Origin of the sequence: Arsenophonus sp. ENCA (assembly GCF_002287155.1) — a bacterium.
GTDB classification, from domain to species: domain Bacteria; phylum Pseudomonadota; class Gammaproteobacteria; order Enterobacterales; family Enterobacteriaceae; genus Arsenophonus; species Arsenophonus nilaparvatae.
In genome coordinates this window covers 12,728-31,647 of record NZ_NHNG01000667.1, presented here as the reverse complement: position 1 = coordinate 31,647, position 18,920 = coordinate 12,728, and the positions used below count along the sequence as shown (strand labels likewise).

The following is an 18,920-nucleotide window of genomic DNA, read 5'->3' as shown; positions in this document are numbered from 1 at the left end:
TCAATTCTTCGACTGATAATCCAATGATTGCTTTACATAAACGATTATCTCGTAACAGCCGCTCTTTGTTGATCATTTCAAACCTTTATTCTCTAAGTTAAACCTCTTTTTATTCTCAATAGCGTGACAAAAAATGCACGTCTCTATTCAGCAACTAGTTTATTGATGATACCTTCTTACTCCTTAGCGCAGGTCTTTGGAATTTCCATCTCAGAACAGCGTAAAATTTACTTCAATCACCGAAACACCCTTATTTCACTATTAAGCAACACGCTTAATACCAGAATCGATCCTTATATGCCTTTTGTCGCCAACATTTATCATGCTGGCAAAGAAGTGCCTAACATTTCCAACATAATGGAATCGCTGTTGCTAAAAAACAATTGGCATCTGGCGGATGATTTAACAGTTAATTTTACTTATCGCGATTCCCGACTGGAGTTCGGTGATATTATGCCATCTCGACTGGGTTTTGTTGATGTCGATCGCAATATGGTTCCGCAATGGCCTTTAGCTCAAGTGCACCAAAAAGCCGGTAGCGCCAGCCTTAAATACCAACCGCTTGATAGTCTATGGTTCGATTTTTATATGAGTGCCTGGTTTAACCATACTGATGCAAGTACCAATAGTGCCGGCGGCTATCCAAGAGCGCCAATAAACAGAGATGTTAATTGGGATACTGCCACCAGATCTAAGTATCGTAAAGCGATTAAAGATCCCACTATTGATGGCAGGTTAATTAATACCGCTAATAATAGTAGTGAGAATAACCGCTGGGGTTTGGATATTAGCAATATATTTACCCTGACACCTAATTTAAATCTTACTCTGAGCAGCCACTTTCAAAATGAAAAATTAATTAACCATGCTGACTACGCTGGGGTAGACATTTGGCTGTTTCAATATCCTGGTAGAGAAGGCCGCCGGCAAGAGTATCAACTGGCTTTTAAATTCGACTGGCAACCGGTGGAATTCTTAACTTTCTCAGCCGGTGCCAATTATGTTACTTATTGGTCAATTGATGATCTGGTTAATAAAAAAGGGATCAAAAAGCAAAAGGTTATGAAAATAGCGGCCACCATGCTGATTATCAAGTCCAATATTTTCGGTCGGATAGTCAACAAGATCATGACTCGGATAGTAAATATGATCATGACATTCAAGTTTATAGCAGTAACTTAAGGAAACAAATAAACAAACAAAGTGATGAAATGGAGGTTTATGATAGGGAAATAATACAATTAAATAACTCTTTAAACGATAATAAAAATCCACTTAATGAACAGCAAAAAATAGCGATAACAAACAATATTGATAGATTAAAAAAGCAACGTAGCTGGCTAGATATAGCAAAGAAAGAACAAAATGAAAAATACTCCCAAATATACAGTATTGAGATGAATAATGATAGAAGAATGCGAAGACCCGATAACCCAAGCGGAACCGATTATCGATTTAAATCGACCCCCTTACTTTATAACCCTAACGATGGAAAATTGCATAAAAGGGATAATCCTTTCTTTAACGGTAAAATCAATTTTGATGAAGAAGTGAATGATTTTAAAACTGGCAAAACCGTAAAACGCCATTATCCTTTCAATGTTTATCATGGTGATCAAATTTTCATTCAGCCACCAGCAGACATGCTATGGCAAAAAGAGAAAAAACGCAAAGATCACGGAATTGCCCCGGTCCTCTCAGCTGCCGTATCCATCACTGATGATTTAAGTGTTTATCTTCGTTATGCCGAATCAGTTAGAATGCCCAGCTTATTTGAAAATAGCGGCGGTTTTTCTGGAATGCGTAAGATTATTCTTGGTGAAAAAATCAACCCGGAACGTGCTAAAACACAAGAATTAGGTATCCACTATAATCTGGCAAATTTATTAAAAACAGAAAGACACGCTGATATTAAATTAACCTATTTTGATACCACCATAGAAAATGTATTCGATCGAGATGCGCACTATAATTTTACCCAAATGGATAGACAGTTATTATCCGGTATTGAAGTACAGGGACGTTATGATAATGGTTTCATTTTTAGTGATATCAGTTATGTTTATAATATAAAAAATAAAGTTTGTGATCTTAACTCCACTCATCTTTTAGATCCCTATAATCAACACAACATTCCAGAATGTATTGATGGCGGTTTTCCAGGTGGTTTTTTACGTACCGCAATTCAACCTAATTACTCCTTTAATATGAATTTAGGTGCTCGTTTGTGGGATAAAAAAATCAAAATTGGCAGTCGATTTACCTATCACAGTAAAGCAGAAAATCGTGATGAAAAACATTTAATGAGAATTAAATCTAGTTCTTATTTAGGCATTAATAACAATCCAATGCGTTGGGATCCAATTTTTACAATTGATGCCTATGTGGATTATAAAATTAACGACAACATGTCAATAGAATTAACCGGGACCAATTTAACTGATGAATATTATCTCGATCCGTTAACTCGCTCGATGATGCCCGCTCCAGGAAGAACATTTAAACTTAGCTTTAACAGTACATTTTAATTAAATAAACAATAACACAACCATATTAAACCTACTAAAATATTGAGATAAAAAACCATGATAAGACTGTTAGCTTATATTCTATTATCGATTATTTTACATACTGCTTTAATATGGCTGTGCTTTGCGACTTCGATTAATGCTACTCAGACATTATCAAGACAATATAACATTTCCCCTAATACAACAATTACATTGATATCCGCCGGTATAGAAACAACATCAGAGATAAATAAATCTATTAGTGAAGAGCTACCGATTATTTTACCTGATTCAGCAATAAATCCAGTACTAACCGTTAACCCAAAACAAGAAAAAATTAATAACAAAAAAAAGTAACAGAGGTCAAAAAGACCAACAATAAAACCTTTTCAGAAACCAAGAAGAAAATAAATAAGAATAAGAACAATAACCCATCTGTTGATCCAGCAGTCAATTTAGACGGAGACAATAATACCACTATGCAAGGAGGGGCTCTAAATAATGATACTTCTCAAATAAAGGTAGGAGAACACAAAGAAGGTGAACGCTATTATTCGTTACTCAAACAAGAAATCGAGCGTCATAAAATGTATCCCCGTCAAGCCAGAAAGCAGCGCCATCGAGGGCGAGTACTATTACAATTTAATATCAATGCTGACGGTAGCTTATATGACGCTAAAATCATTCGCTCCTCAGGTTTCAATACCCTTGATAAGGCTGCACTAATGGCCATTATAAAGAGTCGTTCTATTGGACCTAAGCCCATTCATATTAGTTCAACCATGAGTACCGAGTTAGAGTTCAAACTAGATAGAAATTAAACATAATACTATCAATAAGTAACCTATATTTTAATCTGTTTTTGCACTAAAGAAGAGGGAGGTAGCTGATTGTATTGAGGTGAGATCTATTTTAACCATGGCCGACCGTGCCCTTGTTAACTAGGCAAATAGAACATGCTCTATCATTAATAGATAAAAAAATAAAACGCACCACAAGAAAAGAAGTGCGTTTTGATGTCAATTAACTTACTGAAATTAAGACTAAATTTATTGTTTTTAACTATTTACTTTATAGATATCACATACTTTTAACCATCATATAACAATGATTATTCTTACCACTTTTGCCCATTCGCATTTCATTACTTGTATCGATATAAAATCGATAAATTAATCCCTTTTATGTTATCTATACATTCCTTGATTTTATTATTAATATTTTTTCATCGTCAAAAACGATTATTCTTGGTTTTAATTTTTGCAACATAAATTTACATTATTAGAATTAATATCCATATTTCTACTTCCTCCATTATTTATTTAATTAATTAAAAATATACCCTGGTGTTGGCAAAAGCCTTTAAACTAACTATAAATTTTTCAGATAATAAATTGCTAAACTTTTAGTAAAAACAAATTAGTTATATCTTCTTTTGTTAATTACAGTAAACAAATTATAAGTTATAAAAAAGGTCAATAATTAACCTTGATTATCAGATGATTTTCTGTTAATAGGATCAAGCAGTTATTTTAGTGGCAGCAAATTACCACAATAGCAGAAAGATAAAAATCAACATGAATTTTAAAAATATAAAAAAATTTAAAATCATAAATTTTTTTATTAAAAATCAAAAAACATGACAAAAAAACTTTATAACATGAATAGATAATTGGTAGACACAAAAATTAAATTAAAAATACATTTTTGGTAGTAAACAACAAGGATGATACGAATATGAAACTTATACTTAACGATAAAGAAAATATTGCAGAAGAAAATACCATCATCGATAGTTTGTTGAAACATAATTCCGATTTTACCAAGGTAGATATGCATCCGCTAAGAGTGACTTTAATGGATAATAATAATATTGTTGGGGGTTTGATTGCCAGAACATGGTCGGGTGGTTTAGATATCCAATATCTATGGATAGCAGAAAACTATCGAAAAAAAGGTTTTGGAAAAGATTTAATGAAAAAAGCAGAAGATGAAGCCATAAAAAGAAAATGTCATATGGCCTATGTTGATACTTTTGACTTTCAAGCCGTTAATTTTTATCAAAAATTAGGCTATAAGGAATATGGCCATTTAGACAAATTTGCTCACTGCTATACCCGCTATTATTTATCAAAGTCGCTGAAAAGCAATGATGAATGCTAAATTAGTTAGCAATAGTAACAACTTAAACTACTTTTCTGGATCGACCAGCTCATCAAGAGTGGTCGCCATTGATACAATTTTTTCGTTGTTACACCGTTAGTTATCTCTTAATTTTACTTAATAAACCATAAATAATACAAGCAGCGAGTAGAGAATTAATCGTTGATATACCTACTTCTACGGTTATGCCAATAATACTGGCTATTATAAAGGCGAAACAGCATTCCAACCAATTAAAGGTGTGTCTTTATTGGCTGGAATTTTTTCTAGTTGTTGCGTTTCTTGAAGAATATTTCGATGGGTCTTTATAATAAAATAATCCGTTAACATAACACCAACTATCGGCGGAAAGACGACACCAAGGATGGTCAAAAAACCAACAAATCTGTCTAAAATACCCAAAACAGAAAGAGTTGTACCAATGATACCTATGGCTAAAGTGATAATAGTGTAATTAACTTTTTTGCCGGTCAATACTGAAATTGAATTGGCAATACTTAATGACGATGAATAAAGATTAATATCATTTACACGTAAAGTAGAGAAGATAACCACTAACAAGCCAATACCACCAGCCGCTTGCGTCATAATGGTTACGACATCTGCCGTATTTAATGCCCTGGCTAATAATATAGCCAGCCCATTAATGACAAATTCGCCAAGAATAATTGATACCATAACCATCCAAAATACCTGACGGCTATTTTTTGAATATCGACTCATATCTGGTGTAATAAGCGTGGCAACGATACATCCTCCCATGATTAATGTGATTGCAGAAGACAGTGTTATTGTTTCACCGCCAGGAACTGACTGAATCAAATCCATGCTATTATGATGTTCAAGAATTCCTGCCGAAATAAATAAAATCACGATGACAAAAAAAGGAACCGCAATCCAAGCAGTAAATCGTAGCGCTTTAAAACCAAAAGCAACTAGGATCGTCAAAAATAAACCGGATAACATTGCTGACCATTCAAAACCCAATTTATGACCTAATGCATAATTAAGCCCTTTAGCAAAAACTGCATTTTGTACCCCAAACCAACCTATCAAGCTAATGGCTATTGTAAGACTGACCAAAATTGATCCAATGCGCCCAAAGCCACACCATCTAGCTAAAACACGAGTTTCGCACCAATAAAAAAACGCTCTATTTTTAAGTTTAATTCAGCATGATATATAAATAGTCAAAACCTTATAAATCAAATACAACTTATTGTAATTTAAGAAAATTTATGTTTTTTAGTAACTTGCAGATTAATCATTGCTTTTAAGCCATTTTTAGAATTTTATATGCCTGTGCGAAACTCGTGAATTATTTAGATGTCGCACCAGAGCGGTTAATTGACGTTCACTCAATGGAGGCGGAGTCCAGAGGCTTGGCGTATGCAGGGCGCAATAGCGTGCTATCATTTTTGCATCCCCTTTATCCGTTTTATTCCGACTCAGTTCACTTTCACCAAATGAATGGATACGTGATGGGTTTTCTATGCTGACATCAATACCATTATCAACCAGAAACATAGCCAGTGGAAAACTATAAATCCCTGTCGATTCGAGACAAATATGACAATCTCCGTAAACAGACAACCACTTTAGCAACTGGGCAAATCCAGATGAAGTATTTGAAAACACCTTTGTTTTATATTTTTTTCTCTCAACCCATACTGCAACATCGAATTTTAATTTAGCGACATCAATACCCACTGAGGTTTTGATCATGGTAAATTCTCTCATGAAAAACAGATAACACGAGTTTCGCACCAATAAAAAAACGCTCTATTTTTAAGTTTAATTCAGCATGATATATAAATAGTCAAAACCTTATAAATCAAATACAACTTATTGTAATTTAAGAAAATTTATGTTTTTTAGTAACTTGCAGATTAATCATTGCTTTTAAGCCATTTTTAGAATTTTATATGCCTGTGCGAAACTCGTGTGATCATCAGCCTGATATCTCTTATGTCATGGCAGCGGCAGAATCAATAGCGCCATTATTGAAAAAAGGCGATTTGATTATTCTAGAGTCTACCTCGCCAACTGGAGCGACTGAGCAAATGGCACAGCGGCTAGCAGCTATGCGATCTGATCTGACATTTCCACAGCAACAGGGTGAAAACTCAGATATTGATATTGCTTATTGCCCTGAGCGGGTTTTACCGGGCAAAGTCATGGTTGAGCTGATCAAAAATGATCGGGTAATCGGCGGCATGACGATGAAATCATCCCAACGAGCCAGTGAGTTATATCGTATTTTCCTTACCGGTGAATGTGTGATCACCAATGCCAAAACGGCAGAAATGTGTAAATTGACAGAAAATAGTTTTCGCGATGTAAATATTGCTTTTGCCAATGAACTCTCTTTTATTTGCGCAGAACAAGGGATTAATGTTTGGGAGTTGATTAATTTGGCCAATCGTCACCCGCGGGTCAATATTTTACAGCCAGGCCCAGGTGTTGGAGGCCATTGCATTGCAGTCGATCCTTGGTTCATTGTTGCTCAAAATCCAAAGCAATCTCGTTTGATCCAGACAGCCCGTTTGGTTAATGACAGCAAGCCAATTTGGGTGGTCGATCAGGTCAAGACAGTATTAGCTGATTGTTTAACTGAAACAGGCAAACGGGCAAATGAAATTAAAATTGCCTGTTTCGGTTTAGCCTTTAAACCGGATATTGATGATTTACGAGAAAGCCCCGCTATGCAAATCACTAAAATGATTGCATACTGGCATACTGGTACCACTTATGTAGTAGAACCTAATATTAATGAATTGCCAAATGCACTGAAAGGTCTTTGTCAATTGGTCTCTACTGAAGTTGCTGTTGCTAATGCAGATATTATTTTGTTACTGGTTGATCATAAACAATTTAAGGCGATTAATGGTGAACAAATCCGACAAAAATGGGTAGTTGATACCAAAGGAGTTTGGCGTTGAAACGTATTTTAATTACTGGTGGGGCTGGATTTATTGGTTCGGAAGTTGTTCGTTATATCATTGAGCATACTAACGATAGTGTGCTAGTGGTTGATAATTTGACTTATGCTGGTAATCTGGAATCGTTAGCGTCAGTGAGAGAAAGTCCTCGCTATGCATTTGCCCAAATAAATATTTGTGATCGACCGGCAATTGATAAAATTTTTCAGCAATATCAACCTGATGTCATTATGCATTTAGCGGCAGAAAGTCATGTTGATCGCTCGATCGATGGGCCAGCCGCCTTTATCGAAACCAATATTGTCGGTACTTATCTTTTATTGGAGGCTGCTCGCAATTATTGGAATCATTTGAACCCGCAGAAAAAACAGTCATTTCGTTTCCATCATATTTCTACCGATGAAGTTTATGGCGATCTGCATACCACTGAGGGGCTATTTACCGAAACAACCCCTTATGCACCAAGTAGCCCTTACTCAGCTTCGAAGGCTTCCAGTGACCATTTAGTTAGAGCCTGGCAGCGTACTTATGGCTTACCGACCTTGGTGACCAATTGCTCAAATAATTATGGCCCTTATCACTTTCCTGAAAAATTAATTCCTTTGATGATCTTGAACGCCATAGCTGGTAAATCACTACCTGTTTATGGTCAAGGTGAACAGATACGTGATTGGCTATATGTTGAAGATCATGCCCGTGCATTACACTTAGTCATCAGTCAAGCCGATGCGGGTAAAACTTATAATATTGGTGGCCATAATGAACGTAAAAATATTGATGTAGTAAAGACAATTTGCTGCTTGCTGGAAGAGTTACGCCCGGTTAAGCCTGAAGGCGTGGCTCACTATTGTGATTTAATTACCTATGTCGCGGATCGTCCAGGCCATGATGTCCGTTATGCTATTGATGCTAGCAAGATAGAACAAGAGTTAGGATGGAAGCCACAAGAGACCTTTGAATCAGGTATTCGTAAAACCGTTGAATGGTATTTGAACAATGAAACCTGGTGGCGCCATGTGCAAGATGGTTCATATGCAGGTGAACGTCTAGGCATCGCGACAAAATAGGAAACGAGGAGAGGTGATGAAAGGCATTGTTTTGGCTGGTGGCTCTGGAACTCGTTTGTACCCTATTACACGAGGAGTTTCTAAACAACTGTTACCTATTTATGATAAGCCGATGATTTACTATCCGCTTTCGGTACTGATGTTGGCAGGTATCCGAGAAATATTGGTTATTTCCACTCCTGAAGATCTGCCTAATTATCAACGGTTACTTGGTGATGGTGATGCCTTCGGTGTTCATTTCAGTTATGCCGTACAACCTTCGCCGGACGGATTAGCGCAGGCGTTTTTGATCGGTGAAAGTTTTATAGGTGATGATGCTTGCTGTTTGATATTAGGTGACAATATTTATTTTGGGCAGGCTTTTAGCGATAAATTGAAATCTGTGGTGGCTCGTCAGTCGGGAGCAACAATTTTTGCGTATCAGGTGATGGATCCTGAACGTTTTGGCGTAGTTGAATTTGATGAAAAGTTCAAAGTACTGTCTATTGAAGAAAAACTTCAGCAACCTAAATCTAACTGGGCGGTTACTGGCCTCTATTTTTATGATAATCAAGTAATTGACTTTGCTAAACAAATTAAACCTTCGCTACGTGGAGAACTTGAGATCACCTGTCTGAATCAAATGTATCTTGAGCGTGGAGAGCTAAATGTTGAGCTGTTAGGCCGCGGATTTGCCTGGTTAGATACTGGCACCCATGACAGTTTGATTGAAGCGAGTATGTTTGTGCAAACCGTTGAGAAAAGGCAGGGATTTAAAATCGCTTGTCTGGAAGAAATCTCATGGCGTAACGGTTGGTTGACGGATGAACAGGTTCGAAAATCAGCGGAAAAACTGGCGAAAACCGGTTATGGGCAATATTTACAGGATTTGCTGCATGTCTATCCACGCCAATATTGAAATACTCAGTTGGGAAAGTGATTTCTTTAAGCGTAAAACGGCCAAGTTACATTTTGCACCCGATGCGCCAATTGTCTCATTAGATCAACTAGCTGACTACGATATTGTGCAAGCTAAAATTGCTACCGCTGATACTAAACTGATTGATGCAATATTGGCGATGGGTTTTTGGCTGGTAGAAGGTGAAATCGATTTTTGTCTAAATATTGCCAGTAGGGCAAAAAATCACAGTTTAGATCTAGCTGTGGCGACTGAACAGGATATTGAAATATTGAAAAGTATTGCGGCTAAGGCTTTTTCATATAGTCGTTTTCGCCCGCCCTGGTATCGATTAACAGATAATGCCCGTTTTTATTCTGTTTGGCTTGAAAAAGCAGTTAAGGGTACTTTTGATGATCTTTGTTTATTAGTTAACGATAAGCTAGGAAATATTCAAGGCTTTGTTACCATAAGGAAACTGCCAACTGAAAAAGAGGCGCGTATTGGTTTATTAGCCACCGCTCCAGCTCATCAAGGCAAAGGGGTTGGTAAACAATTACTAGCAGCCGCCTGTCAATGGTGTGAGCAGCAAGGGGTAGAGCGATTAAGGATAGCGACTCAAATCAGCAATATTTTCGCTATGCGTCTCTATTCACAAATGGGTGCACAAATTGAAAGCACAGCTTATTGGTTATATCGAGGACGACATGATCCCATTTAATAAACCACCGGTTATTGGTACTGAATTAAGTTACATGCAAGAAGCCATGCAGAGTGGCAAATTATGTGGTGATGGGCACTTTACTCAGCGTTGTGAAGAGTGGATGGAAAAGCATTTCCACTGTCCGAAAGTGCTGTTGACACCTTCTTGTACCGCCTCTTTGGAAATGGCGGCGATTTTGCTTGATATTAAACCTGGCGATGAAGTCATTATGCCAAGTTTTACCTTTGTTTCTACTGCTAATGCTTTTGTGCTAAGGGGCGCAACGATTGTCTTTATCGATATACGTCCTGATACCATCAATATGGATGAGACTAAAATTGAAGCGGCGATCACGGCCAAAACTCGCGCTATTGTCCCTGTTCACTATGCTGGTGTGGCTTGTGAGATGGATACCATTATGGCATTGGCAGAAAAACACCATCTTTATGTTATTGAAGACGCGGCTCAAGGTGTTATGTCCACTTATAAGGGAAAAGCGCTTGGAACGATAGGGCATATTGGTTGTTATAGTTTTCATGAAACAAAAAATTACTCTTCCGGTGGTGAAGGGGGAGCGATACTGATTAATGAACCGTCATTTATCGAGCGAGCAGAAATTGTGCGGGAAAAAGGCACGGATCGTAGTCAATTTTTCCGTGGCCAAGTTGATAAATATACTTGGCGAGACATTGGTTCTAGTTACTTAATGTCAGATCTACAAGCGTCTTATTTATGGGCGCAATTGGAGCAAGCGAATAAAATTAATCAGCGTAGGCTAGCGTTATGGAAAAACTATTATCAGGCGCTTAAACCTTTCGCTGAAGTAGGTAAATTAGATTTGGCGGTTATACCGGCAGATCTAGAACATAATGCCCATATGTTCTATATCAAATTAAAAGATATTGAACATAGAACCGCATTTAATAAGCATATGCAAGCAGCAAATATTTTGTCAGTATTTCATTATGTTGCTTTACACTCTAGTCCAGCAGGTCATAAATTTGGCCGTTTTCATGGTGATGATTGTTATACGACGAAGGAAAGTGATCGTTTAGTTCGTTTACCGATGTTTTATAATCTTACCGATGAAGAGCAGCAACAAGTGATCAATCAAATCCAATGTTTTTTTGCTTAATATGTCATTAGCTAAAGCGTCTGTTTGGACAGCTATTTCAACCTTAATAAAAATTGGGGCAGGGTTAGTTGTTATCAAATTATTGGCAGTCTCTTTTGGTCCAAGCGGTGTTGGTCAGGCGGGAAATTTCCGTCAACTAATTACTGTACTTGGTGTTTTGTCTGGTGCAGGGATCTTCAATGGCGTAACTAAATATGTCGCTGAATATCATGAGATACCAATAAAACTAGGCACTGTATTAGGTACCTCATCATTAATTATTTTGGGTTTTTCAACCTTATTAGCGCTTATTTTTTTACTATTTAGCTCATTTATCAGTCTGGCACTATTTGGTCATACCCATTATCAAATGGTTATTTGTGCCTTAGGATTGATACAAATGGGCATCGCTTATGCGAATTACTTTTTGGCGATACTAAAAGGTTACCGTGATGCGAAAGGTAATGCACTATCGATTATCGTCGGTAGCATAGCAGGCGTGATTGCTTACTATTTTTGTTTTAGATTAAATGGTTATCAAGGGGCGCTAATAGGATTGGCTTTAGTTCCTGCATTAATTGTTGTACCAGCCGCGATCATGATCCTACGTCATAAACAGCTGAATTGGTCATATTTTAAACCAAAGTGGAATAGTACCATTGGTCATCACTTAGCTAAATTCACCTTAATGGCGTTAATAACCTCAGTCACGTTGCCGGTTGCTTATATTATGATGAGAAATTTATTGGCTGAGCGTTATAGTTGGGATGAAGTAGGTATTTGGCAGGCAGTGAGTAGTATTTCAGATGCTTATTTACAGTTTATTACCGCATCTTTTACCGTTTATTTATTGCCAACTTTAGCTAAGTTGCAGCATAGAGATGAGATTAGTACAGAAATTTTTAAAGCTTTGAAGTTTGTTTTACCGGCGGTTGCGTTCGCCAGTTTTACCGTATGGCTATTACGAGATCTGGCAATTTGGCTGCTTTTTTCCGATAAGTTTATTGCAATGCGCGATCTCTTTGCTTGGCAGTTGATTGGTGATGTATTGAAAGTAGGCGCTTATGTATTTGGTTATTTAGTTATTGCTAAGGCCGCATTACGGTTTTACATTTTAACGGAGGTGACTCAATTTGCGCTGTTAACAGGGTTTGCTTATTGGTTAATAACAGCTTACGGCGCGTTAGGTGCTGCCCAGGCTTATATGGCAACTTATATTGTTTATTTTATGCTTTGTAGTGGCATATTTTATCTTTACCGCAGGCGCACATGAAAACCTTAATCCATGTATTAGGCTCTGATATCCCACATCATAACCAGACAGTGTTAGCATTTTTTAATGATGTTTTATTTTCGTCAATACCATCACCAGAAAAAAGACAGTTTATGGTTGTTAGCCGTGACCTCACTCTAGCATCACGTTATCCACGACTACACATTAACCAATTTGATAATAAAAAAGCGATTGCTAAAGTTATCGCTATGCAAGCAAAAGCAGATAGAAATTGCCAATTCTTTTTTCATGGTCAATTTAATGTATCAATTTGGTTGGCATTATTTTTTGGCATGATCCGTCGACAACAATTTTTATGGCATATTTGGGGAGCTGATCTCTATGAAGACTCAGCTGCATTGAAATTTAAATTATTTTATTATTTTCGGCGTTTGGCATTTAAACGGGTAGGGCATGTTTTTGCTACCCGAGGCGATTTAAATTATTTTTCTCAGTTAAATCCAACTATACCAACATCACTACTCTATTTTCCAACCAAAATGGATCCAGCCTTAACCGTCTATGAAAAATTGATTAATCAAACGGATAAAGTGACAATTTTGGTTGGTAACTCAGGTGATAAATCCAATCGACATATTGAAGCGTTGCAGGCTATTAAAAAGCAGTTTGCTTCACAGCTGGTCGAAATTTTTGTTCATATGGGATATCCCGCTAATAATCAAATATATATTGCCGAAGTTGCCCAAGCGGCCGAAAATTATTTTCCTAATGGAGAAGTGACAATTATTAAGGAAAAAATGGCTTTTGATGATTATCTCACTTTACTGCGTTGTTGTGATTTAGGTTACTTTATTTTCAAACGACAGCAAGGTATAGGCACATTGTGCTTATTAATTCAGTTTGGCATTCCTTTTATTATTAGCCGGCAAAATTACTTTTGGCAGGATCTTATTGAGCAGTCTGTACCTTTTCTATTTTATGATGATCAATTAGATGAACGGCAACTGGATACCCTGCGACAGAAAATGATGTTAACGGATAGAAGCCAAATAGCTTTTTTCAACCCTAATTTTATTAAAGGATGGCAAGCTGCATTAACATCGATAGGAGAGCAGTAATGACTATGATGGAATTTGGTGGCCTATCGATTGTCTATTTTATCTCTCTGATATTAATTTTGGCACTAACATATCGTGAATTTCGACGAGTACGCTTCAATTTTAATATCTTTTTCTCTCTACTTTATTTATTAACGTTCTACTTTGGTTTTCCATTAACGGGATTACTTGTTTTTCAATTTGATGTTAATGTGGTATCAACCAATGCATTATTGAATGCGCTGCTATCATCTATCAGTTTTTATATTGTTTATTATATCGCTTACAAAACCCGCTTGCGAACGGGTGTCCAACAATCTGAACAGTCGTTATTCACTATGAATGGGGTAGAAACGCGGCTAACTTGTCTCTTGTTGATGCTCATTGCTATAGTGACAGTAGCAATATTTTTCTTACAAAATGGTTTTTTACTGTTTCGTTTACAGTCTTATAGTCAGATTTTTTCTAGTGAAGTTTCAAGTGTAGCATTAAAACGTTTTTTTTATTTTTTCATTCCGGCAATGTTAATTGTCTATTTTTTAAAGCCGACCCAGTATCGCTGGTTATTTTTTCTCTTTAGCACAGTTGCTTTTGGGGTACTCACTTATTTGGTTGTAGGTGGAACACGGGCTAATATTATTATCGCCTTTGCGCTTTTCCTATTTATCGGCATCGTCCGTGGCTGGATTAATTTATGGATGCTAATTATCGCTGGTGTTATTAGCATTATTGGTATGTTTTGGTTAGCATTAAAGCGTTATGGATTAGATGTTAGTGGTGCGGAAGCTTTTTATACTTTTCTCTATTTAACGCGTGATACCTTTTCGCCATGGGAAAATTTGGCTCTGTTATTAGATAATTATGACAAAATCGAATTCCAAGGATTAGCGCCTATTGTACGTGATTTTTATGTTTTTATTCCCACTTGGCTATGGCCTGAACGACCTGATACGGTATTGAATTCAGCTAATTATTTTACCTGGCAAGTGCTTGATAATCACTCTGGTTTAGCTATATCGCCCACATTAATTGGCTCTTTAGTAATTATGGGTGGGGTTATTTTTATTCCTATCGGTGCAATTGGCGTTGGCTTGATTATTAAATGGTTTGATTGTCTTTATGAAAAAAGTAAGACACGAGTTTCGCACCAATAAAAAAACGCTCTATTTTTAAGTTTAATTCAGCATGATATATAAATAGTCAAAACCTTATAAATCAAATACAACTTATTGTAATTTAAGAAAATTTATGTTTTTTAGTAACTTGCAGATTAATCATTGCTTTTAAGCCATTTTTAGAATTTTATATGCCTGTGCGAAACTCGTGCAATTATTGGTTGAATGCTAAGAGGGTTGTCTAGACAATTGATTATCGTGTATTGGTGCTGACGAATTTGTTTTAATAGCGCCTTACGTCTATTGTCATTACACGTCTCAGTAAGTTTGATCAGCAGATTGGTAATGCTTGATGAAGCTGAAAGCACAACAATTCGCACATTTTTATTAGCAATAACGATATCTGCGCTTTTATACATGGTCTCAAAATTAGCGACACTGGTGCCACCAAATTTGGCAATATGAAATTTTTTATTTGCAGAGGCGGTAGAAACTGCACTCATAATACTATCTCCATGTATTTGAAAGGCGAACAATTAATCTACCATTATCGAGTTATTGTATGAAGGTCAATTTATTTTTAGCGAAATCAATAATTTTTATAATTACCAAAAAATTATCAATTTTATCAATATTCGATCAATTGAACAGATACGATTAAATTGACCAGTGGAAGGCATTAAAAGAAGTTAAATTGGTGGGGAGAATGAGTTACTATCCAATCATTGGTAGTTGTAAATCTGAGTTGAAGAAAGATAGAGAGTATTTCAATGGAAAACATTAATCCAAGTCTAACAGCAGCATGGCACGAATTAGAACAACATTATCAATCAGTAAAAGATATCCATCTGCGTGATCTTTTTGCTAATGATGCTGATCGTTTTGCTAATTTTTCACTCACTTTTAATGAACAGATCTTGGTTGATTTTTCTAAAAATCGAATAACTAAAAATACCTTGCTTAAATTATTAGATTTAGCAAAAGAGACAGAGCTAAGTGCCGCAATTAACAGCATGTTTTCTGGAGAGAAAATTAATAAAACAGAAGATAGAGCTGTTTTGCATATTGCTTTACGTAATCGTAGCAATAGCCCGATAAAGCTTGATGATGTTGATATTATGCCACAAGTTAATGCTGTGCTAGACAAAATGCGTTGTTTCAGTGAGCGAGTCATTAATGGTGATTGGAAAGGTTATACCGGTGAGGCAATAACAGATGTTGTTAATATTGGTATTGGAGGCTCTGATCTTGGGCCATATATGGTAACCGAAGCACTCAGGCCTTACAAAAACCATTTAAATATGCATTTTGTTTCCAATATAGATGGCAGCCATATTGCTGAAACATTGCAAAAAATTAAACCTGAAACAACATTATTTTTGATTGCCTCTAAAACTTTTATCACCCAGGAGACAATGACTAATGCCCACACAGCCAGAAAATGGTTTTTAGCTGCTGCCGCGGATGAAACACAGATCGCCAAACATTTTGTCGCTTTATCAACCAATGAGCAACAAGTGGACAAATTTGGCATCGATACACAAAATATGTTCGAATTCTGGGATTGGGTTGGCGGTCGTTATTCATTGTGGTCCGCTATTGGCCTGTCGATTGTTTTATCCATCGGATTTAATAATTTTGAACAATTACTCAGTGGTGCTCATGCAATGGATCAACATTTTGCACAGACACCTTTTGAGCATAATATTCCGGTGATATTGGCGTTAATCGGGATTTGGTATAATAATTTTTTTGCTACTGAGACTGAAGCCATTTTACCTTATGATCAATATTTACATCGATTTGCGGCTTACTTTCAACAAGGCAACATGGAATCAAATGGTAAGTATATTGATCGTAATGGCGAAAAAGTGAATTATCAAACTGGGCCCATTATTTGGGGTGAACCAGGTACTAATGGTCAGCATGCATTTTATCAATTAATCCATCAGGGTACCAAACTTATCCCCTGTGATTTCATTGCACCAGCGATAAGTCATAATCCATTAAGTGATCATCATAATAAATTAATGTCTAATTTTTTTGCCCAAACAGAAGCGTTAGCATTTGGTAAAAATCGGCTTAAAGTGGACGAAGAATTTAAAGCGGCAGGTCAAGATCCGGCTAAAATGGCTAATGTGGCACTTTATAAAGTTTTCCAAGGTAATCGCCCAACTAACTCTATCCTTGTTGATCAAATTACGCCATATACGCTAGGCGTTTTGATTGCGATGTATGAACACAAGATTTTTGTGCAAGGTGCTATATTGAATATTTTTAGTTTTGACCAATGGGGGGTCGAGCTTGGTAAGCAATTAGCTGGTCGCATTCTGCCCGAGCTGGCAACTGAAGATCAAATTAACAGCCATGACACCTCTACCAATGGCTTGATTAATTGTTTTAAAAGCTGGCGACAATAATTTTATCATCAAAGCTTGTAACAGCAGGTTTTGGTGACAATGAATAACCTGCCAGATAGATCACTTCTTGCTAATATAAAGATTGCAAAATTAATAAAAATTTTGCAATCAGAGATAACTTTTTATATAAATTAGCAGATCCTATCATTCCATTCATTATTAGCATGCTATCTTGTATTTTAAATCTCAAGATAGAGTGAGAGAAGTATTCTATGGGCGTAACTGTAAAGATAAGCCATATCAATCAGTCACTTTTCTGCAATCAACCGATTCATTGGTTTTCGACGCAAGAAGTTACCGTACTGAATCCAATATATAATTGGTTAACCGAATTAGGTTCAATGACTCAGCGTCTTGCGCGTTATTGCCAGCAAGTCACCGTAAAACTGTATCAAGAAGGTTTTATTCTGTTAGATAGTCAGGACGAAGAAGCTAAACTTTTGCCTAATAGTCAACGCTATTGGTTACGTGAAGTGGTGCTTTTGGGCGATGGTTGTCCATGGTTATATGGGCGGACGGTTATTCCAGAAGAGACATTAACTGGCCCTGAAAGTGAGCTAATAAATTTAGGCAGTGTGCCATTGGGAAAATACCTATTTAGTGGAAATAATTTGACTCGTGATTATATTAATCTAGGTATACAGAATAATTGTTGGGTAAGGCGTTCATTGTTAAGATTATCGGCTAAACCTTTATTATTAACAGAACTTTTTTTGCCAGATTCACCTATCTATACAAAATAATAGGGAGATAAATAGATTGGCAGGGCAAACAACGTTGAAATTGAATAAATGGCGCGCCTATTTTCGTTTAATGCGAATTGATAAACCGATAGGTATTTTATTATTACTATGGCCTACTTATTGGGCATTATGGTTAGCAAGCCGGGGGTTACCAGATCTTTTTATTTTATTAGTTTTTACTGTGGGTGTTTTTTTGATGCGTGCAGCTGGTTGTGTTATCAATGATTTTGCGGATCGAAGATTTGATGGTTATGTTGCAAGAACCAAGGAACGTCCCCTGCCAAATGGTGATGTAACAGAAAAAGAAGCTAAGACACTATTTTTTTCATTGATCGTCATCGCTTTTATATTAGTGTTGACCTTAAATAAAATGGCAATTTGGTTATCGGTGATTGGGTTGTTATTAGCTTGGATTTATCCATTTATCAAACGATTTAGCCATTTTCCGCAAATTGTATTGGGTGCTGCGTTTGGTTGGTCAATTCCAATGGCATATGCAGAAGTTAGTGAGTCCTTACCTTTAGAATGTTGGTTATTATTTCTGGTTAATATTATTTGGTCTATTGTTTATGATACCCAGTATGCGATGGTTGATCGCAATGATGATATAAAAATTGGTGTAAAATCAACCACAATTATTTTTGCTGATTTTGATAAATTAATTATTGGCATTTTACAATTAGCTATGGTGCTGGTGCTATTTTATATAGGGCAACTACTAGATTTGGGTGAGTTTTATTTTGTTAGTTTGATATTGGTATTAGGCTTATTTACCTATCAACAAAAACTAATTGCCAATCGACAACCAATATTATGTTTTAAAGCATTTATGAATAACAATTATGTCGGGTTGGTTTTATTTATTGGCATCTTATTAAATTATTTTTAATTATAAAAAAGGATAATCTCGAATGATTATCCTTTATAATGTTGGT

16 protein-coding genes and 3 pseudogenes are annotated in these 18,920 nt (G+C 36.3%); 16 read left to right on the top strand and 3 right to left on the bottom strand.

Translation table 11 applies throughout. The annotated features are described in order from the left end of the window. The first annotated feature begins 123 nt into the window (after nt 1-123). From CBG25_RS17560 to CBG25_RS17540, 5 genes are all read left to right on the top strand, one after another. Complete coding sequence (locus tag CBG25_RS17560; RefSeq protein ID WP_290608277.1) at nt 124-1,182, top strand: hypothetical protein; 1,059 nt, start codon at nt 124-126, stop codon at nt 1,180-1,182. 29 nt (nt 1,183-1,211) lie between these two features. Further along, nucleotides 1,212-2,528, top strand: coding sequence for a TonB-dependent receptor (locus tag CBG25_RS17555; protein WP_290608276.1), 1,317 nt, complete (start codon nt 1,212-1,214; stop codon nt 2,526-2,528). Nucleotides 2,529-2,585: 57 nt separating this feature from the next. Next, on the top strand, nt 2,586-2,867 hold the full coding sequence (locus CBG25_RS17550) for a hypothetical protein (RefSeq protein ID WP_290608275.1): 282 nt from the start codon (nt 2,586-2,588) through the stop codon (nt 2,865-2,867). Between the two features lie 122 nt (nt 2,868-2,989). Then, entirely contained in the window at nt 2,990-3,331 is a 342-nt protein-coding gene (locus tag CBG25_RS17545) for an energy transducer TonB (RefSeq protein WP_290608273.1), read from the top strand. Nucleotides 3,332-4,247: 916 nt separating this feature from the next. After that, the gene (locus CBG25_RS17540; protein ID WP_290608271.1) at nt 4,248-4,673 is read left to right on the top strand and encodes a GNAT family N-acetyltransferase; all 426 of its coding nucleotides are present in this window, start codon (nt 4,248-4,250) and stop codon (nt 4,671-4,673) included. Between the two features lie 100 nt (nt 4,674-4,773). Here the strand turns inward: CBG25_RS17540 and CBG25_RS17535 are convergent. Next, nucleotides 4,774-5,798, bottom strand: a pseudogene (locus tag CBG25_RS17535) (cytosine permease); the annotation flags it as partial. A 159-nt stretch (nt 5,799-5,957) separates the two neighbouring features. Further along, nucleotides 5,958-6,398 carry a transposase gene (locus CBG25_RS17530; RefSeq protein WP_290608269.1) on the bottom strand — a complete coding sequence of 147 codons (441 nt, stop codon included), beginning with the start codon at nt 6,396-6,398 and terminating at the stop codon, nt 5,958-5,960. A 221-nt stretch (nt 6,399-6,619) separates the two neighbouring features. On the opposite strand from CBG25_RS17530, the pseudogene wecC reads away from it, so the two are divergent. From wecC to wzyE, 8 genes and pseudogenes are all read left to right on the top strand, one after another. Next, nucleotides 6,620-7,615: pseudogene (gene wecC, locus CBG25_RS17525) on the top strand (UDP-N-acetyl-D-mannosamine dehydrogenase); the annotation flags it as partial. Then, nucleotides 7,612-8,682, top strand: a complete 1,071-nt coding sequence (gene rffG, locus CBG25_RS17520; protein WP_290608267.1) for a dTDP-glucose 4,6-dehydratase — start codon at nt 7,612-7,614, stop codon at nt 8,680-8,682. The pseudogene wecC and the gene rffG, both read left to right, overlap by 4 nt. A 16-nt stretch (nt 8,683-8,698) precedes the next feature. Then, entirely contained in the window at nt 8,699-9,580 is an 882-nt protein-coding gene (gene rfbA / locus CBG25_RS17515; RefSeq protein ID WP_290608265.1) for a glucose-1-phosphate thymidylyltransferase RfbA, read from the top strand. Next, nucleotides 9,558-10,280 (top strand): dTDP-4-amino-4,6-dideoxy-D-galactose acyltransferase, encoded by a 723-nt coding sequence (gene rffC / locus CBG25_RS17510; protein ID WP_290608263.1) that lies wholly within the window; start codon nt 9,558-9,560, stop codon nt 10,278-10,280. Before rfbA ends, rffC begins: the two co-directional genes overlap by 23 nt. Next, nucleotides 10,267-11,397, top strand: a complete 1,131-nt coding sequence (gene rffA, locus CBG25_RS17505; RefSeq protein WP_290608280.1) for a dTDP-4-amino-4,6-dideoxygalactose transaminase — start codon at nt 10,267-10,269, stop codon at nt 11,395-11,397. Before rffC ends, rffA begins: the two co-directional genes overlap by 14 nt. Nucleotide 11,398: 1 nt before the next feature. Next, nucleotides 11,399-12,649: a lipid III flippase WzxE gene (wzxE, locus tag CBG25_RS17500; RefSeq protein WP_290608261.1), complete on the top strand. Its 1,251-nt coding sequence runs from the start codon at nt 11,399-11,401 to the stop codon at nt 12,647-12,649. Beyond that, on the top strand, nt 12,646-13,728 hold the full coding sequence (locus tag CBG25_RS17495; protein ID WP_290608259.1) for a TDP-N-acetylfucosamine:lipid II N-acetylfucosaminyltransferase: 1,083 nt from the start codon (nt 12,646-12,648) through the stop codon (nt 13,726-13,728). Before wzxE ends, CBG25_RS17495 begins: the two co-directional genes overlap by 4 nt. Continuing rightward, a pseudogene (wzyE, locus tag CBG25_RS17490) lies at nt 13,728-14,858 on the top strand (ECA oligosaccharide polymerase); the annotation flags it as partial. The gene CBG25_RS17495 and the pseudogene wzyE, both read left to right, overlap by 1 nt. 143 nt (nt 14,859-15,001) lie before the next feature. On the opposite strand, the gene CBG25_RS17485 reads toward wzyE, so the two are convergent. Further along, a complete protein-coding gene (locus tag CBG25_RS17485) occupies nt 15,002-15,325 on the bottom strand; it encodes a hypothetical protein (RefSeq protein WP_290608257.1) in 324 nt (107 codons plus the stop codon). Between the two features lie 267 nt (nt 15,326-15,592). Here CBG25_RS17485 and pgi point away from each other — a divergent pair, with 267 nt between their 5' ends. The 3 genes from pgi (at nt 15,593) to ubiA (ending at nt 18,874) form a co-directional block, all read left to right on the top strand. Beyond that, a complete protein-coding gene (pgi, locus tag CBG25_RS17480; protein WP_290608255.1) occupies nt 15,593-17,242 on the top strand; it encodes a glucose-6-phosphate isomerase in 1,650 nt (549 codons plus the stop codon). Nucleotides 17,243-17,454: 212 nt separating this feature from the next. Then, nucleotides 17,455-17,985, top strand: a complete 531-nt coding sequence (ubiC, locus tag CBG25_RS17475) for a chorismate lyase (protein WP_290608253.1) — start codon at nt 17,455-17,457, stop codon at nt 17,983-17,985. 34 nt (nt 17,986-18,019) lie between these two features. Next, entirely contained in the window at nt 18,020-18,874 is an 855-nt protein-coding gene (gene ubiA / locus CBG25_RS17470; RefSeq protein WP_290608279.1) for a 4-hydroxybenzoate octaprenyltransferase, read from the top strand. Nucleotides 18,875-18,920 lie beyond the last annotated feature (46 nt).

Bases quoted from the DNA above. Each gene is read 5' to 3' on its own strand.
- CBG25_RS17555 (WP_290608276.1), top strand. From the start codon at position 1,212: ATGGAGGTTTATGATAGGGAAATAATACAATTAAATAACTCTTTAAAC.
- CBG25_RS17550 (WP_290608275.1), top strand. From the start codon at position 2,586: ATGATAAGACTGTTAGCTTATATTCTATTATCGATTATTTTACATACT.
- CBG25_RS17545 (WP_290608273.1), top strand. From the start codon at position 2,990: ATGCAAGGAGGGGCTCTAAATAATGATACTTCTCAAATAAAGGTAGGA.
- CBG25_RS17540 (WP_290608271.1), top strand. From the start codon at position 4,248: ATGAAACTTATACTTAACGATAAAGAAAATATTGCAGAAGAAAATACC.
- CBG25_RS17530 (WP_290608269.1), bottom strand. From the start codon at position 6,398: ATGATCAAAACCTCAGTGGGTATTGATGTCGCTAAATTAAAATTCGAT.
- rfbA (WP_290608265.1), top strand. From the start codon at position 8,699: ATGAAAGGCATTGTTTTGGCTGGTGGCTCTGGAACTCGTTTGTACCCT.
- rffC (WP_290608263.1), top strand. From the start codon at position 9,558: ATGTCTATCCACGCCAATATTGAAATACTCAGTTGGGAAAGTGATTTC.
- rffA (WP_290608280.1), top strand. From the start codon at position 10,267: ATGATCCCATTTAATAAACCACCGGTTATTGGTACTGAATTAAGTTAC.
- wzxE (WP_290608261.1), top strand. From the start codon at position 11,399: ATGTCATTAGCTAAAGCGTCTGTTTGGACAGCTATTTCAACCTTAATA.
- CBG25_RS17495 (WP_290608259.1), top strand. From the start codon at position 12,646: ATGAAAACCTTAATCCATGTATTAGGCTCTGATATCCCACATCATAAC.
- CBG25_RS17485 (WP_290608257.1), bottom strand. From the start codon at position 15,325: ATGAGTGCAGTTTCTACCGCCTCTGCAAATAAAAAATTTCATATTGCC.
- pgi (WP_290608255.1), top strand. From the start codon at position 15,593: ATGGAAAACATTAATCCAAGTCTAACAGCAGCATGGCACGAATTAGAA.
- ubiC (WP_290608253.1), top strand. From the start codon at position 17,455: ATGGGCGTAACTGTAAAGATAAGCCATATCAATCAGTCACTTTTCTGC.